26 protein-coding genes are annotated in these 26478 nt (G+C 70.3%); 19 read left to right on the top strand and 7 right to left on the bottom strand.

Annotated features, from left to right (window positions below):
- The first annotated feature begins 3 nt into the window (after nt 1-3).
- Entirely contained in the window at nt 4-732 is a 729-nt protein-coding gene (locus tag ACZ4A5_RS06815; RefSeq protein WP_467579067.1) for an ANTAR domain-containing protein, read from the top strand.
- A gap of 49 nt (nt 733-781) precedes the next feature.
- Here the strand turns inward: ACZ4A5_RS06815 and ACZ4A5_RS06810 are convergent, their stop codons facing one another.
- The gene (locus tag ACZ4A5_RS06810) at nt 782-1351 is read right to left on the bottom strand and encodes a hypothetical protein (RefSeq protein WP_366006185.1); all 570 of its coding nucleotides are present in this window, start codon (nt 1349-1351) and stop codon (nt 782-784) included.
- A gap of 280 nt (nt 1352-1631) precedes the next feature.
- On the opposite strand from ACZ4A5_RS06810, the gene hemL reads away from it, so the two are divergent.
- From hemL to ccsB, 7 genes are all read left to right on the top strand, one after another.
- Nucleotides 1632-2939, top strand: coding sequence for a glutamate-1-semialdehyde 2,1-aminomutase (hemL, locus tag ACZ4A5_RS06805; RefSeq protein WP_467579065.1), 1308 nt, complete (start codon nt 1632-1634; stop codon nt 2937-2939).
- Between the two features lie 20 nt (nt 2940-2959).
- Nucleotides 2960-3664, top strand: coding sequence for a histidine phosphatase family protein (locus ACZ4A5_RS06800; protein ID WP_398875067.1), 705 nt, complete (start codon nt 2960-2962; stop codon nt 3662-3664).
- A gap of 169 nt (nt 3665-3833) precedes the next feature.
- The gene (locus tag ACZ4A5_RS06795) at nt 3834-5051 is read left to right on the top strand and encodes a polysaccharide deacetylase family protein (RefSeq protein WP_467579145.1); all 1218 of its coding nucleotides are present in this window, start codon (nt 3834-3836) and stop codon (nt 5049-5051) included.
- A gap of 142 nt (nt 5052-5193) precedes the next feature.
- Nucleotides 5194-5817, top strand: coding sequence for a TlpA family protein disulfide reductase (locus ACZ4A5_RS06790; RefSeq protein ID WP_467579063.1), 624 nt, complete (start codon nt 5194-5196; stop codon nt 5815-5817).
- A 4-nt stretch (nt 5818-5821) separates the two neighbouring features.
- Nucleotides 5822-6595 carry a cytochrome c biogenesis CcdA family protein gene (locus ACZ4A5_RS06785; protein ID WP_467579061.1) on the top strand — a complete coding sequence of 258 codons (774 nt, stop codon included), beginning with the start codon at nt 5822-5824 and terminating at the stop codon, nt 6593-6595.
- A gap of 3 nt (nt 6596-6598) precedes the next feature.
- Nucleotides 6599-8353 carry a cytochrome c biogenesis protein ResB gene (resB, locus tag ACZ4A5_RS06780; protein ID WP_467579059.1) on the top strand — a complete coding sequence of 585 codons (1755 nt, stop codon included), beginning with the start codon at nt 6599-6601 and terminating at the stop codon, nt 8351-8353.
- Complete coding sequence (gene ccsB / locus ACZ4A5_RS06775) at nt 8350-9504, top strand: c-type cytochrome biogenesis protein CcsB (RefSeq protein WP_467579057.1); 1155 nt, start codon at nt 8350-8352, stop codon at nt 9502-9504. Before resB ends, ccsB begins: the two co-directional genes overlap by 4 nt.
- 57 nt (nt 9505-9561) lie before the next feature.
- Here the strand turns inward: ccsB and ACZ4A5_RS06770 are convergent, their stop codons facing one another.
- Together ACZ4A5_RS06770 and ACZ4A5_RS06765 are read right to left on the bottom strand one after the other, a co-directional pair.
- Entirely contained in the window at nt 9562-10989 is a 1428-nt protein-coding gene (locus ACZ4A5_RS06770; RefSeq protein WP_467579055.1) for an alkaline phosphatase family protein, read from the bottom strand.
- Between the two features lie 216 nt (nt 10990-11205).
- Complete coding sequence (locus tag ACZ4A5_RS06765; protein ID WP_467579053.1) at nt 11206-11514, bottom strand: PLDc N-terminal domain-containing protein; 309 nt, start codon at nt 11512-11514, stop codon at nt 11206-11208.
- 88 nt (nt 11515-11602) lie between these two features.
- Between ACZ4A5_RS06765 and ACZ4A5_RS06760 the strand changes: the two genes are divergently transcribed.
- The 3 genes from ACZ4A5_RS06760 (at nt 11603) to ACZ4A5_RS06750 (ending at nt 14754) form a co-directional block, all read left to right on the top strand.
- The gene (locus ACZ4A5_RS06760; RefSeq protein ID WP_467579051.1) at nt 11603-13054 is read left to right on the top strand and encodes a menaquinone biosynthesis decarboxylase; all 1452 of its coding nucleotides are present in this window, start codon (nt 11603-11605) and stop codon (nt 13052-13054) included.
- Nucleotides 13055-13065: 11 nt separating this feature from the next.
- Nucleotides 13066-13977: a menaquinone biosynthesis prenyltransferase MqnP gene (gene mqnP, locus ACZ4A5_RS06755; protein ID WP_467579143.1), complete on the top strand. Its 912-nt coding sequence runs from the start codon at nt 13066-13068 to the stop codon at nt 13975-13977.
- A 69-nt stretch (nt 13978-14046) separates the two neighbouring features.
- Nucleotides 14047-14754, top strand: coding sequence for a UbiX family flavin prenyltransferase (locus tag ACZ4A5_RS06750; RefSeq protein WP_467579049.1), 708 nt, complete (start codon nt 14047-14049; stop codon nt 14752-14754).
- On the opposite strand, the gene ACZ4A5_RS06745 is transcribed toward ACZ4A5_RS06750, so the two are convergent.
- Nucleotides 14751-14885, bottom strand: a complete 135-nt coding sequence (locus ACZ4A5_RS06745) for a hypothetical protein (protein ID WP_275898584.1) — start codon at nt 14883-14885, stop codon at nt 14751-14753. The two genes, ACZ4A5_RS06750 and ACZ4A5_RS06745, sit on opposite strands and share 4 nt — an antisense overlap.
- 133 nt (nt 14886-15018) lie before the next feature.
- Here ACZ4A5_RS06745 and ACZ4A5_RS06740 point away from each other — a divergent pair, with 133 nt between their 5' ends.
- The 7 genes from ACZ4A5_RS06740 to ACZ4A5_RS06710 all read left to right on the top strand — a co-directional run bounded on the left by ACZ4A5_RS06740 (nt 15019) and on the right by ACZ4A5_RS06710 (nt 22413).
- Nucleotides 15019-15474: an Lrp/AsnC family transcriptional regulator gene (locus ACZ4A5_RS06740; RefSeq protein WP_361524367.1), complete on the top strand. Its 456-nt coding sequence runs from the start codon at nt 15019-15021 to the stop codon at nt 15472-15474.
- Between the two features lie 79 nt (nt 15475-15553).
- Nucleotides 15554-16717, top strand: a complete 1164-nt coding sequence (mqnE, locus tag ACZ4A5_RS06735; RefSeq protein WP_398868914.1) for an aminofutalosine synthase MqnE — start codon at nt 15554-15556, stop codon at nt 16715-16717.
- 105 nt (nt 16718-16822) lie between these two features.
- On the top strand, nt 16823-17341 hold the full coding sequence (locus tag ACZ4A5_RS06730) for a GNAT family N-acetyltransferase (protein WP_467579046.1): 519 nt from the start codon (nt 16823-16825) through the stop codon (nt 17339-17341).
- A 67-nt stretch (nt 17342-17408) separates the two neighbouring features.
- On the top strand, nt 17409-17699 hold the full coding sequence (locus ACZ4A5_RS06725) for a DUF4229 domain-containing protein (RefSeq protein WP_361534726.1): 291 nt from the start codon (nt 17409-17411) through the stop codon (nt 17697-17699).
- 372 nt (nt 17700-18071) lie between these two features.
- Nucleotides 18072-19397: a dicarboxylate/amino acid:cation symporter gene (locus ACZ4A5_RS06720; RefSeq protein WP_467579043.1), complete on the top strand. Its 1326-nt coding sequence runs from the start codon at nt 18072-18074 to the stop codon at nt 19395-19397.
- A gap of 180 nt (nt 19398-19577) precedes the next feature.
- Nucleotides 19578-20204: a TetR/AcrR family transcriptional regulator gene (locus tag ACZ4A5_RS06715; RefSeq protein ID WP_467579041.1), complete on the top strand. Its 627-nt coding sequence runs from the start codon at nt 19578-19580 to the stop codon at nt 20202-20204.
- 313 nt (nt 20205-20517) lie between these two features.
- Nucleotides 20518-22413 carry an AMP-dependent synthetase/ligase gene (locus ACZ4A5_RS06710; RefSeq protein ID WP_467579039.1) on the top strand — a complete coding sequence of 632 codons (1896 nt, stop codon included), beginning with the start codon at nt 20518-20520 and terminating at the stop codon, nt 22411-22413.
- Nucleotides 22414-22470: 57 nt separating this feature from the next.
- Here ACZ4A5_RS06710 and ACZ4A5_RS06705 read toward each other — a convergent pair whose 3' ends face one another.
- The 3 genes from ACZ4A5_RS06705 to ACZ4A5_RS06695 all read right to left on the bottom strand — a co-directional run bounded on the left by ACZ4A5_RS06705 (nt 22471) and on the right by ACZ4A5_RS06695 (nt 25202).
- Nucleotides 22471-23625, bottom strand: a complete 1155-nt coding sequence (locus ACZ4A5_RS06705; RefSeq protein WP_467579037.1) for a lipase family protein — start codon at nt 23623-23625, stop codon at nt 22471-22473.
- 85 nt (nt 23626-23710) lie between these two features.
- Nucleotides 23711-24748, bottom strand: a complete 1038-nt coding sequence (locus tag ACZ4A5_RS06700) for an AraC family transcriptional regulator (RefSeq protein WP_467579035.1) — start codon at nt 24746-24748, stop codon at nt 23711-23713.
- 250 nt (nt 24749-24998) lie between these two features.
- The gene (locus ACZ4A5_RS06695; protein ID WP_126914791.1) at nt 24999-25202 is read right to left on the bottom strand and encodes a cold-shock protein; all 204 of its coding nucleotides are present in this window, start codon (nt 25200-25202) and stop codon (nt 24999-25001) included.
- A gap of 285 nt (nt 25203-25487) precedes the next feature.
- Between ACZ4A5_RS06695 and ACZ4A5_RS06690 the strand changes: the two genes are divergently transcribed.
- Nucleotides 25488-26354, top strand: a complete 867-nt coding sequence (locus tag ACZ4A5_RS06690) for a menaquinone biosynthetic enzyme MqnA/MqnD family protein (protein ID WP_467579033.1) — start codon at nt 25488-25490, stop codon at nt 26352-26354.
- The last annotated feature ends 124 nt before the right edge of the window (nt 26355-26478 follow it).

The raw sequence follows: 26478 nt of genomic DNA, 5'->3' as shown, positions 1-26478 counted from the left end.
GCCATGGCTAGCCGGCAACGCATGCTGGAGGTCCTGGTCGAGGCCGTCGATTCGCTGATCGACGACTTCGATCTGATCGATTTCCTGCATCGGCTCGCGGCCCGCTGCGTCGAACTGCTGGACATCGAAGCCGTCGGCGTGATGATCGCGAACACTTTCGGCGAGCTGCAGGTCATCGCGGCCTCGGACGAGCACACCCGGCTGCTGGAGCTGTTCGCCCTCCAGCACGACCAGGGGCCGTGCGTGGAGTGCTACCGCAGTGGCCAGGCGCAGTTGGGCATCGATCTGGAGTCCCCCAGGGCCACGGCGGCTTTCGGTCCTTTCGCCGCCCGCGCCCGCAGGGTGGGCTTCCGTACGACGCACGCCATTCCGATGCGGCTGCGGCACCAGGTCATCGGCGCGCTGAATCTCTTCGACTCCCGCGACACGCAGATCTCCGAGTCCGATGTGCAGCTGGCCCAGGCGCTGGCGGACGTGGCCACGATCGCCATTCTGCAGCAGCGCACGATCGAGCAGAGCAACATCGACAAGTCGCAGCTGCAGGCCGCGCTCCACAGCCGGGTGGTGATCGAGCAGGCCAAGGGTGTGCTGGCCGAGCGCTGGCAGGTGGGCCTGGACGAGGCGTTCGAGGCCCTGCGCGGCTATGCCCGCCCGCGGCAGATGCGGCTGGCGGATATCGCTCAGCAGGTGGTGCAGGGCACCGTGGACACCGACCTGCTCGCACCGCGCTGACCGGTGGGCGGCGCGGGCGCGTCGCGGGGGACGGGGCGTGCCGGTCCGGTCAGGGCCAGACCAGGCAGTACGGCTGGTGGCCGTTCTCGTGCAGGCGGTGGGAGAAGTCCTGCCACTCGCGGAGCAGCTGATAGACGGTGAACGCGTCCCGCGGGCCGCCGCGGTCGGGGACGGTGGACCAGATGAAGGCGGCGGCGCCCACGGACTCCTCGCCGATGCCGCGCAGCGGGTCGACGACGGTCATGGGGAGCTTGACGACGGCGTAGTCGGGGTGGAGGACGACCAGTTCGAGCGGGGGGACCTTGTGCAGGGGTATGCCCTCGATGCCGGTGAGGACCATGGCGGCCATCGTCTCCGGCTTGATCTTGGTGAACATGCCGCCCATGCCGAGCTCGTCACCGCCGAGCTCCTCGGGGCGCATGGAGATGGGGACGTTGGCCGCGGCGGCGCTGTTGGGCGCCCCGAAGTACTTGTAGGTCACCCCCACCCGGCCACCACTCCTGCTGCTTCCCGCGCCGTCTTCTTCACGACGGCCCCTGTGGCGCCCCCTGCGGGACCTCTGGGCTCGCTCGGGCCCCAGGTCATCGGTGCCCTCGCCCAGTCCGCCACCGCGATGCATATCTCCACCCGACCGCTTTTTTACGCAGCACAGCCCCCGCCGCGCAACCCGATCATCGTCTCAGAGACCTCCCCCGTGAACAGCGTGTGAAACGCCCGAAGACGACTCGGTACAGGGCTCTGAGACCATGGCTAGCGTGAGCTACCCATATGAAGCCCCAGTCTCGCAGACACGAGAGGGCTGACGCCCGGTCGCGAGCGGGGCGAGCCCGCACCGCTGCCAGCCGGGGCGCGCGGCCAGCCGCCGTCCCTTCCTACGTTTCCGCAGGTCAGGATTCCAAGTGCCTTATTCGTATGAAGCCCCCGTCTCGCAAGCGCTGTTCGACCGTGCCGCTGTCGTGACGCCCGGCGGCGTGAATTCCCCGGTGCGCGCCTTCCGCGCCGTGGGCGGTACGCCCCGGTTCATGGTGTCCGGTACGGGTCCGTACCTGACGGACGCCGACGGCCGGGAGTATGTGGACCTCGTGTGTTCGTGGGGGCCGATGATCCTCGGCCACGCGCACCCCGAGGTGGTCGCCGCCGTGCAGGAGGCGGTCGCGCGCGGCACGTCCTTCGGCACGCCCGGCGAGGGCGAGGTGGCGCTCGGCGAGGAGATCGTCTCCCGGGTGGAGCCCGTGGAGCAGGTGCGCCTGGTGTCGTCCGGCACCGAGGCGACGATGTCGGCGATCCGGCTCGCGCGCGGTTTCACCGGCCGCGCCAAGGTGATCAAGTTCGCGGGCTGCTACCACGGCCACGTGGACGCGCTGCTGGCGGCGGCGGGCTCGGGGCTGGCGACGTTCGGGCTGCCGGACACGCCCGGGGTGACGGGCGCGCAGGCGGGCGACACGATCGTGCTGCCGTACAACGACCTGGAGGCCGTGCACGCCGCCTTCCACGCGCACCCGGGCGAGATCGCCTGTGTGATCACGGAGGCGTCGCCGGGCAACATGGGCGTGGTCCCGCCGAAGCCGGGCTTCAACGCGGGCCTGAAGGCGGCCTGCGCCAAGAACGGCGCGCTGTTCATCTCGGACGAGGTCATGACCGGCTTCCGTACGAGCAAGGCGGGCTGGTTCGGCATCGACGGCGTGCGGCCGGACCTGATGACCTTCGGCAAGGTCATGGGCGGCGGCTTCCCGGCGGCGGCCTTCGGCGGCCGCGCGGACGTGATGGGCCACCTGGCCCCGGCGGGTCCGGTCTACCAGGCGGGCACGCTCTCCGGGAACCCGGTCGCCACCGCGGCGGGCCTCGCGCAGCTGCGGCTGCTGGACGACGCGGCGTACGCGAAGGTCGACGCGGTCGCCGCGGAGATCAGCGGCCTGGTGACGGCGGCCCTGACGAAGGAGGGCGTGGCGCACCGGCTCCAGACGGCGTCGAACATGTTCTCCGTGTTCTTCACCGGCCGCGAGGTCACGGACTACGAGCAGGCGAAGGCGCAGGAGTCGTTCCGCTTCAACGCCTTCTTCCACTCGATGCTGGCGCAGGGCGTCTATCTGCCGCCGTCGGCGTTCGAGTCGTGGTTCGTCTCGACGGCCCATGACAGTGCGGCGGTCGAGCGGATCGCGGCGGCGCTGCCGGCCGCGGCGCGGGCGGCTGCCGAGGCGACGGAATGACGGACGGGATGACCAACGCGATGAGCAACGACGCCGGCAAGGCGAAGGACGGCAGTGAGATCACCGTCGTCCATCTGATGCGGCACGGCGAGGTGCACAACCCCGAGGGCGTGCTCTACGGGCGCAAGCCGGGCTATCACCTGTCGGACCTGGGGCTGCGGATGGCCGACCGGGTCGCCGAGCATCTGGCGGGGCGGGACATCACGCATGTGGTCGCCTCCCCGCTGGAGCGCGCGCAGGAGACGGCGCAGCCGATCGCCAAGGCGCACGGTCTGGACCTGGCGACGGACGAGCGGCTGATCGAGGCGGAGAACGTCTTCGAGGGGAAGACCTTCGGGGTCGGCGACGGCGCGCTGAAGAAGCCGGCCAACTGGAAGTACCTGACGAATCCCTTCCGCCCGTCGTGGGGTGAGCCCTATGTCGAGCAGGTCGTGCGGATGATGGGCGCGCTCGGCGCGGCGCGTGACGCGGCCCGCGGCCACGAGGCCGTCTGCGTGAGCCATCAGCTGCCGATCTGGATCGTGCGCAGTTTCGCGGAGCGGCGGCGGCTGTGGCACGACCCGCGTAAACGGCAGTGCACTTTGGCGAGCCTGACGACGTTCACCTTCAGGGGGGACAAAATCGTGTCGGTCGGCTACAGCGAGCCGGCCCGGGATCTGGTCCCGGCGCATCTGCTCGCGGGCGCGAAACCGGTAAAGGGCGGGGCCAAGGCATTTGGCGCCTGAGCGTAATGCCGTGCGGAGAACTCCGCGACCGTCCGGCTAAAACCGGGTAAAGCGCTGCAAAGACCGGCGAGAATGCGCAACCGCCGTACTCGACGCGCCGTCCCACGCAATGTCGTTTTATATGGACGACAAGGTGTATGGAGGCGTGGCGAGTACGGACGGAGACGACATGCGCGAGATCAGCCGACGAGGTCTCCTCGGCATGGGAGTGGGGGCGGGAGCGGCCGCCGCGCTGACCGGCGTCGCCGGCTGCTCCTCTCCCGCCGGCTCCGAGAAACACGACCCCTCGGCCAAGGCGAGCGAGCGGGCCAAGGCGAGCCCGATCGGTGACGGCTCCACCGCCGACGCCGGGCCGCAGCCCAACCAGCCGCCCAAGCCGGAGCGGCTGGAGCCGGGGCAGAAGCCCCCGCAGTTCGTGATCTTCTCCTGGGACGGCGCGGGCGAGGTCGGCAACGGCCTCTTCCCGCGCTTCCGGAAGCTCGCCAAGGACCACGGCGCGTACATGACCTTCTTCCTCTCCGGGCTCTACTGCCTCCCCGAGGCGAAGAAGGACCTGTACAAGCCGCCGAACAACCCGGTGGGCGCCTCCGACATCGGCTATCTCACCGACGAGCACATCCAGGCGACCCTGGAGAACATCCGGCTGGCCTGGCTCGACGGCCATGAGATCGGCACCCACTTCAACGGGCACTTCTGCTCCGGCTCCGGCTCCGGCTCCGTCGCCCAGTGGACCCCGGAGGACTGGGAGTCGGAGATCGAGCAGGCCGTCTCCTTCGTCACCGAGTGGCGGACCAACACCGGCTTCAAGGACCTCGAACCGCTGCCCTTCGACTACCGCAAGGAACTCTGCGGCAGCCGCACGCCGTGTCTGCTGGGCCAGGACAATCTCCTGCCGACCGCGAAGAAACTCGGCTGGCGCTACGACGCGAGTTCCCCGGGCGGCACTCAGGTGTGGCCCGGTAAAAGGCACGGCCTGTGGGATCTGCCGTTGCAGCAGATGCCCTTCCCCGGCCATTCGTTCGAAGTCCTTTCGATGGACTACAACATCCTCGCCAACCAGTCGAAGAACACCACCAAGGGCCCGCCCGAGCACTACGACCGCTGGCGCCGCCAGGCCACGGAGTCGTATATCGCCGGCTTCGACCGCGCGTACGAGACGAATCGCGCGCCGTTCTATGTCGGCAACCATTTCGAACAGTGGAACGGCGGCATCTATATGGACGCCGTCGAGGAGGCGCTGAAATACATCGCCGACGAGAAGCGCAAGGACGTCCGGCTGCTCTCCTTCCGGCAGTTCGTCGACTGGCTCGACGCCCAGGACCCGGCCGTCCTGGAGAAGCTGCGCCGGCTCGACGTCGGCGAGAAGTGGAGCGCCAGGAGCGCCTGACGGGCCGCCGACGGCCCCGGTGAGCCCCCGGTGAGCCCCCGGCGAGCCGCGGCAGGGGCCCGTCACCCGTGCGCCGACTCGTTGGAGGGGCCCTTGAGGGGGGTGCGGAAGATCCCTAAACGGACCATGCGAAACTTTTCACATGAGTGCCTGCCGCGCCCTTCGACGCATCGAATCCCGCCGTCGCACCACCCTGCTGGCCGCCTGCACCGCCCTCGCGGCCCTGACCCTGACCGCCTGTGGCTCCGGTGACAACCCGAAGAGCGGCGGCCAGACCCAGTTCGTGCAGGGCACCGGCGGCGTCAGCGTCGTGAACGACAAGGGCGCCCGCCAGAGCGCGCCGGACCTCTCCGGCAAGACGCTGGAGGGCAAGGAGCTCGACGTCGCGAAGGACTACAAGGGCAAGGTCGTCGTCCTCAACGTCTGGGGCTCCTGGTGCTCCCCCTGCCGCGGCGAGGCCAAGAACCTCGTCACGGTCGCCAACGACTACAAGGACAAGGGCGTCCAGTTCGTGGGCATCAACACCCGCGACACCGACCCCGCCCCGGCGCTCCGCTTCGAGAAGGAATTCGAGGTCCCGTACCCGAGCCTCTACGACTCCGGCGGCCAGCTGCTGCTGCGCTTCCCCAAGGGCAGCCTCAGCCCCCAGTCGATCCCCTCGACGGTCTTCATCGACCGCGACGGCAAGATCGCCGCACGGGCCATCAAGGCGCTGACCGAGGACGAGCTGCGCAAGACGCTCGACCCACTCGTCGCGGAGAAGTGACCCGGTGACCGCCGTCACCACCCTCGCCGCCGCCGGGGACATGAACCAGACCGTCCTCAGCGGCGCGCTGCTGCTCGCCCTGCCCATCGCCGTACTCGGCGGGCTGGTCTCCTTCTTCTCCCCTTGCGTACTGCCGCTCGTGCCCGGCTATCTCTCCTACGTCACCGGCGTCAGCGGCACCGACATCGCCGAGGCCAAGCGCGGCCGGATGCTCGCCGGCTCACTGCTCTTCGTGCTCGGCTTCAGCGCGGTCTTCGTCTCCGGCGGCGCCTTCTTCGGCAACATCGGCGCGGACCTCCAGGCCCACCAGAAGACGATCTCCAAGATCCTCGGCGTCCTCACCATCGTGATGGGCCTCGCCTTCATGGGCCTCCTCTCCCGCTGGGGCCAGCGGGAGTTCCGCTTCCACAGGAAGCCGGTGATGGGGCTGGCCGGGGCGCCGCTGCTGGGCGCGATGTTCGGCGTCGGCTGGACGCCCTGCATCGGCCCCACGCTCGCCTCCGTCCAGCTGCTGGCCTTCAACCAGGGCAGCGCCGGACGGGGCGCGCTGCTCATGTTCGCGTACTGCCTCGGCCTCGGTCTGCCGTTCATACTGGCCGCCCTCGCCTTCCGGCGCGCCCTCGGCGCGTTCGGCTGGGTCAAGCGGCACTACGCCTGGGTCATGAGGATCGGCGGCGCCATGCTCATCGCGGTCGGCGTGCTGCTGCTCACCGGCGCCTGGGACCAGCTGATCGCCGACATGCGACAGTGGTCCGACTCCTTCGTTCCCGAGGTCTGACACATGGCTGAGACAACCCCCCCCACCACCGAGGACAAGGACATCGGCGCGGCCGGTTCCCAGCTGTCCACGGCGCCCGTCGAGGAGGGCCAGGCGGTGCCCGGCTCCTTCGGCGGCGTGCGCCGCCCCGGCGCCCTGGGGTGGCTGGCCTGGTCGGGGCGGGAGGCCGTCGGCTGGATGCGCTGGTTCTGGCGCCAGCTGACCTCGATGCGGGTCGCGCTGATCCTGCTCTTCCTGCTCTCGCTCGGCACCATCCCCGGCTCGCTCATCCCGCAGACGAGCGTCGACGCGGTGAAGGCCGAGAACTGGAAGAAGTCGCACGAGACGCTGGCGTCCGTCTACGACAAGCTCGGGCTCTTCCACGTCTACACCTCGGTGTGGTTCTCCGCGATCTACATCCTGCTGTTCACCTCCCTGGTCGGCTGCATCGTCCCGCGCACCTGGCAGTTCGTCGGCCAGCTCCGCGGCCGCCCGCCGGGCGCGCCGCGCCGCCTGGACCGGCTGCCGGTGCACACCACCTGGCGGACGGACGCCGAGCCCGGGCAGGTGCTCGCCGCGGCCGGGAAGCTGCTCAAGCGGCGGCGGTTCCGCACGGAGGCCGGCGGCGACGCCGTGGCCGCCGAGAAGGGCTATCTCCGCGAGGCCGGCAACCTCGTCTTCCACATCGCGCTGATCGTGCTGCTCCTGGCCTTCGCCTCGGGGCAGCTGTGGAAGTCCGAGGGCCAGAAGCTGATGGTCGAGGGCGACAAGTTCTCCAACACCCTCACGCAGTACGACGACTTCAAGTCGGGCTCCCTGTTCTCCTCCGACGACCTCAGCCCCTTCGGCTTCACGATGGACAGCTTCGAGGGCACGTACGAGCGCACCGGCCCCCAGCGCGGCACGCCGCGGACCTACGAGGCCAAGGTCACGTACTGGGACGGCGCGGACGGCACCCCCAAGAAGAAGACGATCAAGGTGAACGAGCCGCTGGAGACGGCGGACTCGAAGGTCTATCTGATCGGCCACGGCTACGCCCCGGTCGTCACGGTCAAGGACGGCAAGGGCGAGGTCGCCTACCGCGGCGCGGTGGCCTCGCTGCCGCTGGACAGCAACATCACGGAGTCCACGGTCATCAAGGTGCCGGACTACCGAGACAAGGACGGCAACAAGGACCAGCTCGGCTTCAAGGGCAACTTCGTGCCGACACTGTCCCAGGACCTGGCGAGGGACGGCATGGCCTCGCGGTTCCCCGCCCTGGACAACCCGCGACTGGTCCTCACCGCCTACCACGGCAGCCTCGGCATCGACTCCGGCCTGCCGCAGAGCGTCTACCAGCTCGACGTGTCCAAGATGAAGCAGTTCAAGGACGAGCGCGGCAAGCCCTACGCGCAGGCCCTGAAGGTCGGCGACACCATGACGCTCCCCAACGGCGCGGGCACCCTGAAGTTCGAGGGCATCAAGCCCTGGGCCACCTTCCAGGTCTCCCAGCAGCCCGGCAACGGCATGGCGCTCACCGGCGCGGTCGCCGCCCTCGTGGGCGTGGCCGGGTCGCTGTTCATCCAGCGCCGCCGCGTGTGGGTGCGGGCCGTGCGCGGCGCCGACGGGCGGACCGTCGTCGAGATGGCGGGCCTCGGCCGCAGCGAGTCCGCGAAGCTGCCCGAGGAGATCTCCGACCTCGCCGTCGCCCTGATGCCCGACGCCCCGCCCGTGGCGCCGGAAGAACCCACCGAGCCCGCAGATTCCGCTGAACCCTCCTCCGAAGGAGCGCGCGCGTGACGTCGATCGCTGCCGCAGCCAACGAGAACTTGGCGCACATCAGCAATGTGCTGATCTATTCGGCCATGGCCGTCTACACCCTGGCCTTCCTCGCGCACATCGCGGAGTGGGTGTTCGGCAGCCGCAGCGCGGTCGGCCGGACCGCCGCCGCGATCACGGTGGAGGCCGAGGCGGCCGCGGCCGCCGCGTCCGGCAAGGCGGCCCAGGGCGGCGGCACCGCCGTGCTGGAGCGCCCCAAGGTCGTCACCCGCTCCGCCGTCGGCAGCCGGGACGTCCCCGACGGCCCCGGCGCGGCCGGCACCAGCGAGAAGGGCGACGTCTACGGCCGCGTCGCCATCTCCCTGACCGTCCTCGCCTTCCTGCTGCACGCGGGCTCGGTGGGCACCCGGGCGGCGTCGGTGCAGCGGGCGCCGTGGGGCAACATGTACGAGTTCTCGACGACCTTCGGCATGACCGTCGTCGGTGTCTACCTCGTCCTGATGGTCCTCAAGAAGAACGTGCGCTGGCTCGGCCTCCCGCTGACCACCACGATTCTGCTGGACCTGGGCCTCGCCCTGTCGGTGCTCTACACCGACAGCGACCAGCTGGTGCCCGCCCTGCACTCGTACTGGCTGTACATCCACGTCTCCTGCGCGATCATCTCCGGCGCGGCCCTGTGGGTCGGCGCGTGCTCGACGCTGATGTATCTCGTCCGGGACGGCTACGAGGCGCGCCTGGTGGCGGGCCGGACGGGCCCGGGTCTGGACCGCTACCTCGCCGAGCTGCCGCGGGACCGCACGTGGGCCCGCTTCAAGGCCAAGGTGGCCAAGGGCACGGACAACCCCGTCTCCCGGCTCCCCGCCGCCGCGACGCTCGACAAGTTCGCGTACCGCGTCAACGCGACCGTCTTCCCGCTGTGGACCTTCACCATCGTCGCGGGCGCCATCTGGGCCGAGGCGGCGTGGGGCCGCTACTGGGGCTGGGACCCCAAGGAGGTCTGGTCCTTCATCACCTGGGTCAGCTACGCCAGCTACCTCCACGCCCGCGCCACCGCCGGCTGGAAGGGCCGCAAGGCGGCCTACATCGCGCTGTTCGCGTTCGCCACGTACATCTTCAACTACTACGGCGTGAACATCTTCGTCACCGGCAAGCACTCCTACGCCGGCGTCTGACCGCTCCGCACGCGACGGCCCGCCCCCTTCCGAAGGGGGCGGGCCGTCGCGCGTGTGTCAGCGCCGCGGGCGGCTGCCCTTCTCCTGCCGCGGGGGCGTCTGGCCGGAGCCGGGCAGGGCCGGCTTGGGCAGGTGGGTGACGGCCCACTTGGCCTGGGCGAGCTGCTTGGCGGTGTCACGGGGCAGCGCGGGCGGCCGCGGCGCGGGCCGCGGGAAGCCGAAGGCCGAGGTGAGGTCGCCGAAGGTCCGGCGGCGCCAGGCGCTGATGTTGGGCTCCTTGACGCCCGTCACGACCTCCAGGAAGCGCAGGCAGGAGGTGTGGTCGAAGGCTTCCCCGGCGGCCCAGCCGCCCACCGTCCAGGGCGAGATGATCATGCACGGCACGCGGAAGCCGCCACCGATCGGCAGGCCGTGGACGAACTCGTCGGGCGTGCCCCGGGGCGGCACCGGCGGGGGCACGTGGTCGAAGAGGCCGTCGTTCTCGTCGTAGTTCAGGATGAAGACGGTCTTCGCCCACACGTCGGGGTTGTCGGCGATGGCCCCGATCTTCCTGGCGACGTAGTCCGCGCCCGCCGCGGGCAGGTAGTCCGGGTGCTCGGACTGCCCGGCGGTGGGGATGATCCAGGAGACCGTGGGCAGCCGGTCGTTGCGGGCGTCGTCCTCGAAGGCGCCCGCCTTCTGGCGGCGCATCCCGCGCTCGTAGAGCGCGCTGCCGGGCTTGGCGTTCTTGAACTGCTGGAACTCCTCCAGCAGGTTGCACTCGTAGTTGTCCTCCTCCTGGTAGACGCGCCAGCTGACGCCCGCGGCCTGGAGGCGCTCCGCGTAGGTGGTCCAGCGGTACGGCTTCGGCGCGCTGTTGTCGATCACCGGGCCGCCGTGGCCGCCGCCGGGGTCGATGGTGCCCGTCATCCAGTAGAGCCGGTTGGGCCAGGTGGGGCCGAAGACCGACGAGAAGTAGTTGTCGCAGAGGGTGAAGCTCTCGGCGAGCGCGAACTGGAAGGGGATGTCCTCGCGCGTGTGGTAGCCCATCACGTAGGGCGCGTTGGCGCCGTCCGCCTTGCGGTGGGCGGGCAGCCAGCGGTCCATCCGGCCGCCGTTCCACGCCTCGTGCTGCACCTCCCACGCGTGGGAGGTGGTGGGGATCGCCTGGGCGCTGGTCTTGCCGGTGTTCAGCCGGAACGGCAGCAGGTGCCCGTCGGGGTTCTTCGCGTCCGGCTGGTGGAAGACGCTCTTGCCGTTCGGGAGCTTGATGGCGTGCGGGTCGGCGAAGCCGCGTACGCCCTTGAGAGTGCCGAAGTAGTGGTCGAAGGAGCGGTTCTCCTGCATCAGCAGGACCACGTGTTCGATGTCGCGCAGCGCGCCGCGCCGGGCCGGTCCGGCGGCGACCGCCCGCTGCACGCTCGGCGGCAGCAGCGACAGCGCCGCGGCGCCGCCCACCGCTCCCGCCGCCGCGCCGAGGAGTCTGCGTCGGGTCATCTCGGGCATGGCGTTGCCCCTCTCCCTGGAGTCGCGTGAGGCCACAGTGTGACCCGGCCGACTCTCCCGGCACAGGTGTGACGAGGGCAGGAGGGGGCGTGTGAACGGTGCGTCAAATGGCGGTGAAGGGGCACCAGTTGGGAGAAAAGGTCATCGTACGTACGAGGGAGTTCCACCCCATCGGGTGATGCGCCGCTAGCCCGTACGGCAGCGTGTTTCCGGGCGTCAGCCCTGCGTGTTGCCCCCGTTGGGGTCCTCGCGCCGCAGCGAGCGGAGGAACTCGGGGTTGTCGTCGGGAGCCACCCACCGCTGCCCGCCGCCCGGCCCGCCCGCGCGGGGCCGCGACACCCCGCGGCGACGGCCCGCGATCACCCACGCGACCGGCCCGACCAGCACGCCGCCGAAGAGCAGGATGACGATCACCCAGCCGATCTTCGGCAGGCCGCGCACCTCTTCCTCGGGAGTGTTCAGACAGTCGATGAACGCGTAGATCCACAGGCCCAGGACCAGCAGAGTCGGCAGATACCTGAGCATGGTGGCGGGCTCCCCGAGAGCGGCGGTACGGGCCGGAACGCGGCCCCCGTGACGGGTCCAGGGTAGTCCGTGCTTGATACTGGAACGCATGGCTTATGACGATCTACGCTCGTTCCTCCGGGCGCTGGAGCGCGACGGTGACCTCAAGCGCATCAAGGCCGAAGTCGACCCGTACCTGGAAATCGGGGAGATCGTCGACAGGGTGAACAAGGCCGGCGGCCCCGCCCTGCTCTTCGAGAACGTCAAGGGCGCGGCGATGCCGCTCGCCATGAACGTCTTCGGCACCGACCGCCGGCTGCTCAAGGCGCTCGGCCTGAAGTCCTACGACGAGATCAGCGACAAGATCGGCGGACTGCTCAAGCCCGAGCTGCCGCACGGCTTCGTCGGGGTCCGCGAGGCGTTCGGCAAGCTGGGCGCGATGGCCCATGTGCCGCCGCGGAAGGTCAAGGAGGCGCCGGTCCAGGAAGTGGTGCTGACCGGCGACGACGTCGACCTCGACCGGCTGCCCGCGCTCTTCACCTGGCCCGAGGACGGCGGCTCCTTCTTCAACCTCGGCCTCACCCACACCAAGCACCCCGAGACCGGCGTCCGCAACCTCGGCCTCTACCGCCTCCAGCGGCACGACAAGCGCACCATCGGGATGCACTGGCAGATCCACAAGGACAGCCGCAACCACTACCAGGTGGCGGCCAAGCGCGGCGAGAAGCTGCCCGTCGCCATCGCCTTCGGCTGCCCTCCGGCCGTGACCTACGCCTCGACCGCGCCGCTCCCCGGCGACATCGACGAATACCTCTTCGCGGGCTTCCTCTCGGGCAAGCGGATCGAGATGGTCGACTGCAAGACCGTGCCGCTCCAGGTCCCGGCGAACGCCGAGGTCGTCATCGAGGGCTGGCTGGAGCCCGGTGAGATGCTCCCCGAGGGCCCCTTCGGCGACCACACCGGCTTCTACACCCCGCAGGAGCCCTTCCCCGCGCTGACCATCGACTGCGTGACGATGCGGCGCCGCCCGCTGCTCCAGTCGATCGTGGTCGGCCGCCCGCCGACCGAGGACGGTCCGCTGGGCCGGGCGACGGAGCGGTTCTTCCTGCCCCTGCTCAAGATCATCGTGCCGGACATCGTGGACTACCACCTGCCGGAGTCGGGCGGCTTCCACAACTGCGCGATCGTCTCGATCGACAAGAAGTACCCCAAGCACGCCCAGAAGGTGATGCACGCCATCTGGGGCGCGCACATGATGTCGCTGACCAAGCTGATCGTCGTGGTCGACAGCGACTGCGACGTGCACGACCTGCACGAAGTGTCCTGGCGGGCGCTGGGCAACACCGACTACGCGCGCGACCTCACGGTCGTCGAGGGCCCGGTCGACCACCTCGACCACGCCTCCTACCAGCAGTTCTGGGGCGGTAAGGCGGGCATCGACGCGACCGCGAAGTGGCCCGAGGAGGGCTATACGCGGGACGGGGGCTGGCCGCGCATGGTCGAGTCGGATCCGGAAGTCGCCGATCGGGTGACGAAGCGCTGGAAGGAATACGGGCTGTGAGTAGCGATGCCATTGTGGGCGGGGGCAGCGCGAAGACGCCCTCCCCGCGCAGCGGGGGTGTTCCGGCGTTCCTGCGCCTCGTGATGATCGAGCACTCGGTCTTCGCGCTGCCCTTCGCGTACATCGCCGCGCTCACCGCGATGTTCCAGGAGTACGGCGACGTCCACTGGACGCGCCTGCTGCTGGTCACCGTCGCCATGGTGGGGCTGCGCACCTTCGCGATGGCCGTCAACCGGATCATCGACCGGGAGATCGACGCGCGCAACGCCCGTACGGCGGGGCGCGAGCTGGTCACCGGCGCCGTCTCCGTGCGGACGGCGTGGACGGGCGCGCTGGTCGCCGTCGTGATCTTCCTGGGCGCGGCGGCGCTGCTGAACCCGCTGTGCCTGGCGCTCGCGCCGGTCGCCGTGGTCCCGATGGTGGTCTATCCGTACGGGAAACGGTTCACCAACTTCCCGCACGCGATCCTCGGCCTGGCACAGGCGATGGGCCCGGTCGGCGCGTGGCTCGCGGTCACGGGGGAGTGGTCGTGGACGGCGGTGATACTCGGCCTGGCCGTGGGCATCTGGATCGGCGGCTTCGACCTGATCTACGCCTGCCAGGACGTGCTGGCGGACCGGGTCCACGGCGTGAAGTCCACCCCGGCGCGCTTCGGCGTCCCGGCGGCGCTGCACGGTGCGCGCGTGTGCCACGTCATCACGACGGGCCTGCTCGTCTGGTACGGCCTCGCGATCGACGCGGGGGTCTTCTGGTGGGTGGGTCTCGGCTTCGCCGCGGCGTCGTTCGTCTATGAGCACACGGTCGTCCGGCCGCACGACCTGTCCCGGCTGAACAGGGCGTTCTTCACGGTCAACGGCGTGATCGGGATCGTGCTCTTCGTCTTCGCGCTGCTGGACCTCGTCAACGGCGGCCTCGGCTGGTAGCTCGTACGGGTGGTTCGTCCCGGCCCGCTGCCCGCTGGGTGGCGGGCCGCTGCGGATAGGCTCAAGACCGTGGAGCCGTACGAAGAGACAGCCGCGCGCGACACCCCGGCCCCGGGCCGCAGGCCCTGGGTGGTCGGGGTGTCGGGCGCGTCCGGGACGCCGTATGCCGCCGCCGTGGTGCGGGGGCTGCTGGCCGCCGGTGAGGCAGTGGACCTGGTGGTGAGCCGCGCGTCGCGGCTGACGCTGCTGGACGAGACCGGGATCAAGTTCCGCGACGCGCACTGGCGGGAGGATCTGCGCGACTGGCTGGAGCTGGGCGCGGACGGGAAGCCGCACACGTTCGAGGCGGACCTCGCGGACGTGCGGTACTGGCCGGCGGGGGATCTCGCCGCGGGGCCGTCCTCGGGGTCGTACCCCGGCAAGGGGATGCTGATCGTCCCGGCGAGCACGGCCTGTGTGGCCGGGGTGGCGCTGGGGCTCTCGAAGGATCTGCTGCAGCGCGCGGCGAGCGTGACGCTCAAGGAGCGGCGCCGGCTGGTGGTCGCGGTGCGCGAGACGCCGCTGAGCGGTCAGACGCTCAAGCAGCTGGTGGCGCTCGACGAGGCGGGCGCAGTGGTGCTGCCCGCCTCTCCGGCGTTCTACGCGGGTGCGACGCACATCCAGGATCTGGTGGATTTCGTCGCGGGGCGGGTGCTGGACGCGGCGGGTGTGCCGCACCAGCTGTACCGCCGGTGGAAGGGAGAGCTGGGTGAGGCGCGCTCCCGTTCCGGGGGTTAGCGCTTCTTGGCGCGCGCGGTGCGGGCCGCCTTGGCCTCGGCGCGACGCTCGGCGAACTGATGGGCACGCGAGCGGTTGGCCGTGTCCTGCAGCTCGCGCATACGGGCGTAGGCCATCTCGATCGTGTACACGGGAAGATCACTCCTGAAGGATCGTCGTTGATCTAGCGGATCTTGCGAGAAATCACAGGGCGTGGACCCCTGTATGCCTTAGATTCTACATGCAATGCGGCGAGTTCGCTCATTATTTGAAAGGTGCCAGGCAATGGACGCGGTGGACAGGCAGCTCATCCAGGCCCTCCGGGAGAACGGCCGGGCGTCGTACGCGGAGCTGGGCCGGCTCGTCGGCCTCTCCGGGCCCAGCGTCACGGACCGGATCAACCGCCTGGAGGCGGCCGGCGTGATCACCGGCTACCGCGCGACCGTCGACGCCGCCTCGCTCGGCCTCGGCGTCACGGCGCTGATCGGCATCCAGCTCTCCGACGCGGCGGACCACGAGGACGTGGCGCGGCGGCTGCGGGACCTGGAGGAGATCGAGGACTGCTGGTTCATCGCGGGCGACGACTCCTACATGCTCAAGGTCCGCGTCGGTGACGTGGACGGCCTGGAGCGCACGATCCGGCGGCTGTCCGGGACCAAGGGCGTGAGCCGGACGCGCACCACGATCGTGCTCTCCACGAAGTGGGAGAACCGCGTGGGAGAGCTCCCCGAGGAGGCGTAGGGGGTCGGGCCGCCCGAAAAGCCGGGGGGAGTACGCTCGATCGGGTCGCAAAAGGCATCAAGGCAGGAGAGGCCGACGCATGGACGCTGGACTGAAGCGTGAGCTGGAGGAGAAGGTTCACGCGGGTGAGCGGCTGACGCGTGAGGACGGTATCGCTCTCTACGAGTCCGATGATCTGGCGTGGCTGGGCGGTCTGGCCCACGAGGTGCGGACGCGTAAGAACGGCGACGTCGTCCACTTCAACGTCAACCGCCACCTCAACATGACGAATGTGTGCACGGCGTCGTGCGCGTACTGCTCGTTCCAGCGGAAGCCGGGCGAGAAGGACGCGTACACGATGCGCATCGAGGAGGCCGTCCGCCTCGCCAAGGCGATGGAGAACGAGAACCTCACCGAGCTGCACATCGTCAACGGCCTGCACCCGACGCTGCCCTGGCGCTACTACCCGCGCTCGCTGCGGGCGCTGAAGGAGGCGCTGCCGAACGTCTCGCTGAAGGCGTTCACGGCGACCGAGATCCAGCACTTCGAGAAGATCTCCGGCATGCCGGCCTCGGAGATCATGGACGAGCTGATCGACGCCGGTCTGGAGTCGCTGACCGGTGGCGGCGCGGAGATCTTCGACTGGGAGGTCCGCCAGCACATCGTCGACCACGACACCCACTGGGAGGACTGGTCGCGCATCCACCGCCTCGCCCACTCCAAGGGCCTGAAGACGCCGAGCACGATGCTCTACGGGCACATCGAGGAGCCCCGCCACCGCGTCGACCACGTCCTGCGCCTGCGCGAGCTCCAGGACGAGACCGGCGGCTTCCAGGTCTTCATCCCGCTGCGCTACCAGCACGACTTCGTCGACATGAAGGACGGCAAGGTCCGCAACCGCCTCCAGGCGCGCACGACCATGGCGACCGGCGCCGAGGCGCTGAAGACGTTCGCCGTCTCGCGGCTGCTGTTCGACAACGTGCCGCATGTGAAGGTCTTCTGGGTCATGCACGGCGTGCAGACGGCGCAGCTGGCGCTGCAGCACGGCGCGGACGACATGGACGGCTCGGTCGTCGAGTACAAGATCACGCACGACGCGGACAACTACGGCACGCCGAACAAGCTGACGCGTGACGACCTGCTGGACCTGATCCGCGACGCGGGCTTCCGCCCGGTGGAGCGGAACACGCGGTACGAGATCATCCGTGAGTACCCGGGCCCGGACGCGTCGCTGCGCGAGTCGCCGCAGCCCATGCGCGTCTGAGGCCGTACAGCCTGATCCGCACGATCCGCAGGAAAAGCCCCGGTGCGCGTCCGCCGGGGCTTTCTCTGTTGCGCCCGCGCACCGCGTAATGGTTGCATTGCGGCTATGCCACTTACCTTCATACGAGACCCCGAGCTGACCCCCGCGCTCCGCGAGGAGTTGCTCCGCCTGTGGGTGGACGTCAGCCAGGCCGGTGGCGCCGTCGGCTTCGTGCCCCCGGTGACCGCCGGTGAGGTGCGCCCGGTGGCTAAGGCGCTGACCGCGGACGTCGCCGCGGGCCGGGCGCGCGTGCTCGGGGCGTACGAGGAGGGGCGGCTCGCCGGGACCACGTTCTTCAGGCTCAACGCCAATCCGCTGATGAGCCATTGGTGCACCCTCGTCACCGTGATGATCCACCCCTCGCTCCAGGGCGGCGGCCGCGGCCGGCGGATGCTGGACGAGGCCGCGGAGATGGCCCGTGACCTGGGCTTCGAGGCGCTGCGGCTCGAAGCGCGCGGCGGCATGGGCCTGGAGGACTTCTACGCCGGCTGCGGCTACAAGGAGGTCGGCCGGGTGCCCGCCGGCATCCGTGTGGCGGCCGGTGACGATCGCGACGACATCACGATGTGGCGCCCACTGGACTGATCGCCTTCCTGGCGTGCTTGACTGGAGAGCGACCCTTTCGGTTGTCGTTGAGAAGAAGGTCCCGTCCGTGAGTAGCCAGAAGTTCGCCTCGCTCCGCTACACCGCCCTGCGGTTCGGCCTGCTCATCGCCTGCTTCGCCGTCGTCTGGGTGCTCTGCTCCATGCACGTCATCCCGCTCGGCGTGGGCAGTTCGAACCTCATCTGGATGGTCCTGCTCGCGCTCGTCCTCTCCGCCCCGCTGAGCTGGGTGCTGCTGCGCAAGCAGCGTGACGCGATGTCCGAGCAGATCGTGGAGCGCGTCGACCGCGCCAAGGCGCGCTTCGACGCCAACGCGGCCCAGGAGGACGGGGTGGCCTGAGCCTCCCGCTATCGGGACTTATCGCCCTGATCGGGTGTAAGTCTCCTCACATCACCGCAACGCCCCGCCGTGGAGCAGCCGCTCCACGGCGGGGCGTTGCCGCTCTTGGGCCCGTGAGCAATCGGTAACCCAAAGAAGACCTTTGAGACCCTCAAAGCTCCGGTGTTAACGTATTGGACATGAAGACAGCAGCAGCGCACCGTTTCCCCATGAGCCCCGCGCTCGTGGCGCGCCTGCACGTCGATCTTTGCCGCCGTGTCTCCGCGGCCTGTCGCCGCCGCTGACGTATGTCGACCCCGGCCGGAGATCCCGCAGTACGTACGGACCTCCCTGGCGCCCCACGCCCTTTTTCTTGACCTCCCGGAGCTTCCGTTGTCCTCGACACCCGTGTCGTCCAAGGCGTCCCTGCGCGGGCGCATACCCAAGGTCCCCTTCTGGGGCCAGATCCTGCTCGGTCTCGTTCTCGGCGCGCTCCTCGGCTGGGCCGCCAAGAGCGGTGACATCCACTGGCTGGAGGTCACCCTCGGCAAGATCGGCGACATGTTCGTCCAGCTGCTGATGGTGGTGATCGCCCCGCTGGTGTTCTTCGCCATCCTGGTGTCGATCACCAATCTGCGGAACGTCTCCAACGCCGCCCGGCTGGCGACCCGCACCCTGATGTGGTTCATGATCACGTCGCTGATCGCGGTCCTCATCGGCCTCGCGATCGGCCTGCTCACCGACCCGGGCGCCGGCACCGGCCTCACCGCGGCCGACGGCGCGGAGCCCAAGAAGCACGGCTCGTGGCTGGACTTCCTCACCGGGATCGTGCCGACCGACGTCATCACGCCGTTCAGCAAGCTCGAGGTCATGCAGATCGTCTTCATGGCCGTGGTCGCGGGCATCGCGATCCTCCAGGTCGGCGCCAAGGCCAAGCCCGTGCTCGACTTCAGCCAGGCCGCGCTGGAACTGCTGCAGAAGGTGCTGTGGTGGGTCATCCGGCTCGCCCCGCTCGGCAGCCTGGGCCTGGTCGGCACGGCGATCGCCACCTACGGCTGGGATCTGATCGGGAAGTACGCGACGTTCACCGCGGACATCTACGTCGGCTGCGCCATCGTCCTCTTCGGCGTCTACCCGCTGCTGCTGGCCACCGTCGCCAAGGTGAACCCGCTCCAGTTCTTCAAGGGTGCCTGGCCCGCCATTCAGCTGGCCTTCGTCTCCCGCTCCTCCGTGGGCACGATGCCGCTGACGCAGCGGGTCACCGAACGCCTGGGCGTGCCCAGGGAGTACGCGAGCTTCGCCGTGCCCTTCGGCTCGACGACCAAGATGGACGGCTGCGCCTCCATCTACCCCGCGATCGCCGCGATCTTCGTGGCGCAGGTCTTCGATGTGCCGCTGGGCATCCGTGACTACGTCCTGATCGCGTTCGTCTCCGTCGTCGGCTCCGCGGCCACGGCCGGTCTGACCGGTGCCACCGTGATGCTGACCCTGACCCTCTCGACGCTCGGCCTGCCGATGGAGGGCGTGGGCCTGCTGCTCGCCATCGACCCGATCGTGGACATGATGCGCACGGCGACGAACGTCGCGGGGCAGTCGGTGATACCGATCATCGTGGCCTCCCGGGAGAAGATCCTCGACCGGAAGGCCTACGACTCGGCCACGGCCTCGCCGCTGGACCAGGAGGGGCAGCCCGCTCCGGTGCCGGTCGCCGCGGCCTGATCGAGGTGGCTTGATCCTTTCGTTCCGGCGCTTTCGGCCGGATCTTTCCTCCTCGACGTCCCTCCTCCCCGTAACATTACCTGCCGGTAACGTAGCGGGGGCGGAGGGACGTTTGTCGTGAATGCTGCACAGACCGACGCTGCTGAGGCCGGAATGAAGCGGAAAGGCAGGATCAAACGCATGCCGCGCGCGGTGCGCGAGCGCCAGATGCTCGACGCCGCCGTGGAGGTCTTCGCGCGCCGCGGCTACCGCGCGGCGTCGATGGACGAGATCGCCGAGCTCGCGGGCGCTTCCAAGCCACTGGTCTACCTCTATCTGAACTCCAAGGAAGACCTTTTCAGCGCCTGCATACGGCGCGAGGCCGAGGCGCTCACCCTGGCCGTGCGCCAGGCGGTCGACCCGCTCTCGCCCGCCGACCGGCGGCTGTGGCAGGGGCTCCGCGGCTTCTTCGCGCACACGGCCGCGCACCCCGACGGCTGGGCCGTCCTGCACTGCCAGGCCCGTACGCACGGGGAGCCGTTCGCGCTCGAAGTGGCCGCGCTGCGGCAGGAGCTCGTCGACGTCGTCACCCAGCTGATCGTGGCGACGGCCGCGGAGAACGGCTGCGACACCCCGCTGCCGTGGCAGGAGGCGTCCGGACTGGCCCACGCGCTCGTGGGCGCCGCCGAGTCGCTCGCGGGGTGGACCAACGCCCGTACGGACGTGGCCCCGTCGGGGCGGGACACGGCGGAGACGCTGATGAACTTCGCCTGGGCCGGGCTGGACAACCTGATGAACGGGCGGCGCTGGGCGCCCGCCCGCTCATAGATTCCGCAGGAGTGCGGCTCGCTGCCGCGTGCGGGGGCAAGCCCCCCGGACCCCCGCAACACGGCTTCGCCGCGTTGTCCTCAAACGCCGGACGGGCTGATGGTGCTGGCTATGGTCCGCACCACCAGCCCGTTGGGGGCACCCCCGGACGGAGTCTGGGGGAGGTAGCTGGGGGAGTTTGAGGACGCGGCCGCAGGCCGCTCCCGCCGCGAACCAACCCCCCCGGCCCCCTGGAGCGCACGCGCGACTCCGCGTAGATTGGCCGCGATTTACCGCTGAGTAGGTCTACGCCGGCCACGAACAGGAGCCGCACGTGTCCGCACCGCACAGCGCAGCCGACGTCCTCCACCCGCCCCGCACGACCCTGGTGCGCGGCGTCGTCCGTGAGGCCGCCGTACCGCCCCTCGCCCCGCCCGTGAGCAGCGGGTCCCTCGGGGACCTGCCGTTCGAGAACGCGGCCGCCGCGCCCACCGATGTCGTGCTCAGCCGGAAGCAGCCCGACGGGACCTGGCGCGATGTCACCACCGCCACCTTCGCCGCGGAAGTCCTCGCCACCGCCAAGGGCCTGATCGCGCACGGCCTGCGGCCCGGTGACCGGCTCGCCATCATGGCCCGTACGACCTACGAATGGACGCTGCTGGACTTCGCGGCCTGGGCGGCCGGGCTGGTCGGCGTCCCCGTCTACCCCACCTCCTCCGCCCACCAGGTCCGCTGGATCCTCCAGGACTCCGGGGCCTCCGCGTGCGTCGTCGAGGGCCCGGCCCAGGCGCGGCTCGTCGAGGACGTGCGCGCGGAGCTGCCGCGACTGGCCCATCTGTGGCGCTTCGACACCGGGGCGATCCGCTCGCTCATGGCCGCCGGGCGGGAGTTACCCGCCTCCGTGGTCACCGAGGCCCGCGCCACCCGTACCCCCGCGGACACCGCCACCCTCATCTACACCTCGGGCACCACCGGCCGCCCCAAGGGCTGTGTCCTCACCCACGGCAACTTCTTCACCGAGGCGGACAGTTCCAGCGAACTGCTCCACCCCCTCTACAAGGCGACCGCGAAGTCCCCGGCCGCCACCCTCCTCTTCCTGCCGCTCTCCCACATCTTCGGGCGGACCGTCGCCGTCGGCTGCATGCGGGCGCGCGTACGGGTGGGCCACGCGCCGTCCATCAAGACCGACGACCTCCTCGCCGACCTCGCGGCCTTCCGGCCGACCTTCCTGCTCGCCATCCCCTATGTGCTGGAGAAGGTCTACAACACCGGCCGCGCCACCGCCGAGAGACTGGGCCGCGCCGCCTCCTTCGACCGCGCCGCCCGGATCGCGACGCGCTACGGCGAGGCCGAGGAGTCCCGCCGGCACGGCACGGGCCCGGGGCCCGGCCCGGCCCTGCGCGCGGCCCGCGCCTTCTACGACCCGCTCGTCTACCGCCGCATCCGGGCCGCGCTCGGCGGCGAGGTCCGCTACGTCCTCAGCGGCGGCTCACCGCTCGGCCACCGGCTCGCCGCCTTCTGCGCGGGCGCGGGCATCGAGGTCTTCGAGGGCTACGGCCTGACCGAGACCTGCGCCGCGGTCACCGTCACCCCGCCGCTGCGCCCCCGCATCGGCACGGTCGGCTGGCCGCTGCCGGGCAGCGCCGTACGGATAGCCGACGACGGGGAGGTGCTGCTGCGCGGCGGGCAGGTGTTCTCCGGCTACTGGGACGCCGAGCGCGGCGAGGCCGTCCCCGCGGCCGACGGCGAGTGGTTCCCGACCGGTGACCTGGGCGCGCTCGACCAGGACGGCTATCTCACCATCACCGGCCGCAAGAAGGAGCTGATCATCACCTCCGGCGGCAAGAACGTCGCCCCCGCGCCCCTGGAGGACCGGCTCCGGGCGCATCCGCTGGTCGGCCAGTGCCTGGTCCTGGGCGACGACCGCCCGTACATCACGGCCCTGGTGACGCTGGAGGCGGACGGCCTGGCGCACTGGGCGCGGATGCGGGGCAAGTCCGCGGTGCCGACGGCGGAGCTGGTGCGGGACCCGGAGCTGCTGGACGAGTTGCAGAAGGCCGTGGACGACGCGAACTCCCTCGTGTCGCGGGCCGAGTCGATCCGCCGCTTCGCCGTCCTGCCGGTGGACTTCACCGAGGAGTCGGGCCACCTGACGCCGTCCCTGAAGCTGCGCCGGGCGGCGATCGCCCGGGACTTCACGCGGGAGATAGAGGATCTGTACGCGCGCTGACGCGCGTACGGATCCGGGTGCCGGGCGGACCGGAAGGGGCCCGCCCGGCGCCGGAGGTCAGCAGTTGCCCGGGGCGTCCTCGCCCGCGAAGCGCTCCGCCAGCCAGTTCGCCGCCGGGACCGCTTCCGTGATCGCGCCCACGACGTGCTCGCCCAGCGGCAGCCCGTGCCACTGCACCGGCACTCCCTTCTCGCACCAGTCGGCGCGCAGCTTCTGCCCGATCGCGTACGGGACCAGCTCGTCGACCACCCCGTGGTAGAGGTAGACGGGCCGGTCGGGCGCGTGCGAGCCGAGGTCCGAGGAGTGCAGCACGCGCTGCCAGTCGGGCGCGTCCAGCGGGTTCCTGACCGTCACGTCGGAGATTCGCTTGAAGAGGCCGGCGACCGTGTTGACCACCACGCAGTGGTGCTTGAGGAAGTCGACGTAGTAACGCCCGCGGTCGTTGAGGTAGTTGTCGAGCCGGAGCTCCGGATAGGCCGCGTCCTGGCCGACGGCGGCCATGAGGATGAGGCCCGCGCCGATGTTGCCGTCGTTGTACTGGGCGGTCCTGATCAGATCGGCGGGCACCCCGCCGGTCGCGGTGCCCTTGAGGTTGAGCTCGGGGGCGTACGAGTCGTGCAGCTCGGCGGCCCAGCTGCTGGCCTGGCCGCCCTGCGAGTAGCCCATGATGCCCACAGGCGAGTCGGCGGTGAGCCCGGTGCCGGGCAGCCGCAGCGCGGCGCGGGCCGCGTCGAGGACGGCGTGTCCCTCGGAGCGCCCGACGATGTAGGTGTGGTCGCCCGGCGTGCCGAGCCCCTCGTAGTCGGTGACGGCGACGGCCCAGCCGCGCAGGGTGAGCTGCTGGATGAGGTTGGCCTCGACGGCGGTGCCGTTGGGGAAGCCCCCGGAGGGCGCGCACTGGTCGGCCATCCCCACGGTGCCCACCGCGTAGGAGACGAGCGGGCGCGGCCCCCGTCTGCCGTCCTGGGGCACGATCACCGTGCCGGAGACGACATCGGGCGCGCCCCTGGCGGTGGTGGAGCGGTAGGTGATGTGCCAGGCCCTGGTGTTCGTGGGCTGGCCGGGCAGCGGGTGGAAGGAGGAGGGCGCGGCGGTGACGACGTCGCCCGGGGACGCGGCCCCGGGCCCGTCCGCCGCCGTGCCCGTGCCCGTGAGGCCGAGCGAGAAGGCCAGCGCGGCGACCGCGGCGAGGGCGGTGGAACGCAGGTGCATGCGGACTCTCCCGACTGTCGGTGGTGCCGGGTCAGTTGTGGCGACCGTAGTGACGTACGGGTCAGTAAGGCGGTGACCCGGGAGCTCAGCTTTGCTGACCCGGGCGCACCTCTCGCTCCAGGAGGCGGTACGCCCCGGGTGTCGTACCCGTCCAGCGGCGGAACGCGCGGTGGAAGGCGGTGTCCTCCGAGAAGCCCAGCCGCGCCGCCAGCTGCGTGATCGGCTCCCGCCCCTCCGCCAGGCTGCGCACCGCGGCCTCCCGCCGCACCTGGTCCTTCAGCCTGCGGTACGAGGTGCCCTCGTCCTGGAGCCGGCGCCGCAGCGTCGCCGGGCTCACCGCCAGCCGGGCCGCTATCTGCGCCACCTCCGGCAGCCGGACGGCGCGGCCCTCGCGCAGCGCCCGCGCCAGGGAGCGCCGCACCTGCTCGGCGACGGTCGTGCCGTACTCGCGCCGGCCGAGCAGGTCGGCGGGCGCGCGCCGGAGCAGGGCCTCCAGGGAAGCCTCGTCCTGCACGACGGGGGCGGCCAGCCAGCGCGGGTCGAACCCGGCGCCGGTGCGGTGTGCGCCGAAGCGGACGGTGCAGCCGAAGAGGAGGTCGTACTCCCGGGCGTACGGCGGGGCGGGGTGGGCGAACTCCGCCCAGCGCAGGGTGATCCGCCGGCCGGTCAGCCAGTCGGCCATCCGGTGCCAGACGACCATCAGGGCCTCGGCGAGGAAGCCGCTCTCGGGGATGTGCCGCAGATCGCTGCGGACGGTGAGGACGGCCTCCCCGGGCCGCCGCTCCAGCGCGAGGTCGGGGCCGCCGGGGAAGAGCCCGTAGAAGCGGATGCCGCGCTCCATGGCCGTGCCGAGGTCGCGGCAGCCGGAACAGGCGTAGCACATCATCGCGAACGTGCCGGGCCTGCTGGGGGCGGAGCCGAGGCCGAGGAACTCGTCACCGGTGGCCCGCCGCAGCTCCTTGATCAGCAGGGTGAACTGCTCGGGGGTCACCCGGGCCCGTTCGTCGGCGAGGAGGGGCGGCGGGATCCGCGCGCTGTCCAGCAGGGGAACGGTGTCGATGCCGAGCCGTCGGGCTCCGCCGAGAGCGGCCTTGACGTGGTGCACGGTGATCGTGCGACTCATGGGGTAATTCAAGCCGGTCCGGCGGGAGAGGGCACGCCCACGACATCAGGATGAACAAAAGCGAAAGAAAGAGTGCAAAAGAAAAGCTGAATCGAATAAATCAGGGCAGGGGGGTGATCGGGGCAGGGGACAAAAGGCAGAAGCCCCGCCCACTTCCGTCGAAACGGAAGCGGACAGGGCTTCTTGGGTACTGCAGAGCGACCGCGATCGGTCGGACGGTCAAGCCGCCGGATCGGAAGATCCGAAGGACTTAGGCCGGGGTGACGTTCTCCGCCTGCGGACCCTTCGGGCCCTGCGTGACGTCGAAGGTGACCGCCTGGTTCTCCTCGAGGGAGCGGAAGCCGGCGGCGTTGATCGCGGAGTAGTGGACGAAGACGTCGGGGCCCCCGCCGTCCTGGGCGATGAAGCCAAAGCCCTTTTCAGCGTTGAACCACTTCACGGTTCCGGTAGCCATAAGCCCTCCTTGGGCCAAAGGGTTGCCCTGCTCCAGAACCTGCGAGAAGTCTGAAAACTACAAAAGCCTGCGGGGTCACATGCTCCGCAGGCTCTGTACTGCAAGGGAAACCAAACTGCAACTTGCGGCGAGCCTAGCACGCGAGGTTCTTGCTGCGAAAGAGTGGAAGATCACGCTGTCGGATGGTTTTCCGGGCGTGGCAGCCGGAAAAGATCGACGGTCGGGCAGCTGCCGACAGGCCCCCCCGCCCCGCCCCTCCCGACGCCACGGGGCTAGCCTCCGGATGTGGACAATTCAGCCTCGGACCGGCACGCCGACCGCCCCCGCGTCGGCCATATCCAGTTCCTCAACTGCCTGCCCCTCTACTGGGGGCTCGCCCGCACGGGCACGCTGCTCGACCTGGACCTCACCAAGGACACCCCGGAGAAGCTCAGCGAGCAGCTGGTCCGCGGTGACCTGGACATCGGCCCCGTCACCCTCGTCGAATACCTGCGCAACGCCGACGAGCTGGTGGCCCTGCCCGACATCGCGGTGGGCTGCGACGGCCCGGTGATGTCCTGCGTGATCGTCTCGCAGGTGCCGCTGGCCGAGCTGGACGGCGCCCGGGTCGCGCTGGGCTCCACGTCGCGCACCTCGGTGCGGCTGGCGCAGCTGCTGCTGGCCGAGCGGTACGGCGTGCGGCCGGACTACTACACCTGCCCGCCCGACCTGAGCCTGATGATGCGGGAGGCGGACGCCGCCGTGCTGATCGGGGACGCCGCGCTGCGGGCCTCGCTGCACGACGCGCCGCGGCTCGGCCTGGAGGTCCACGACCTGGGGCAGATGTGGAAGGACTGGACGGGGCTGCCGTTCGTCTTCGCGGTCTGGGCCGTGCGCAAGGACTACCTGGCCCGCGCGCCGCACATCGTCGCCGACGTCCACGAGGCGTTCCTCGCCTCCCGTGACGTCTCCCTGGAGGAGGTCGGCAAGGTCGCCGAGCAGGCCGCGCGCTGGGAGGCGTTCGACGCGGAGCTGCTGGAGCGCTACTTCACGACCCTCGACTTCCGCTTCGGGCCGGAGCAGCTCGCGGGCGTCACCGAGTTCGCCCGCCGCACGGGACCGACGACGGGCTTTCCCGCCGACGTCCGGGTGGAACTGCTGAAGAAGCCCTGACCCCGGGGTTCGGGATCAGGGCTTCGGACAGCGGCCTTCGGCCCGCGGGCCCCGGTGGAACGGCCGGGGAGAGCAGGACGGGTTGCTCCCGAAGAGAGAAAAGAAGCGGACCCCCTTCTCCCCC

The organism is Streptomyces sp. NPDC025618, assembly GCF_055558795.1.
This window is presented reverse-complemented; position numbering and strand designations above follow the sequence as displayed.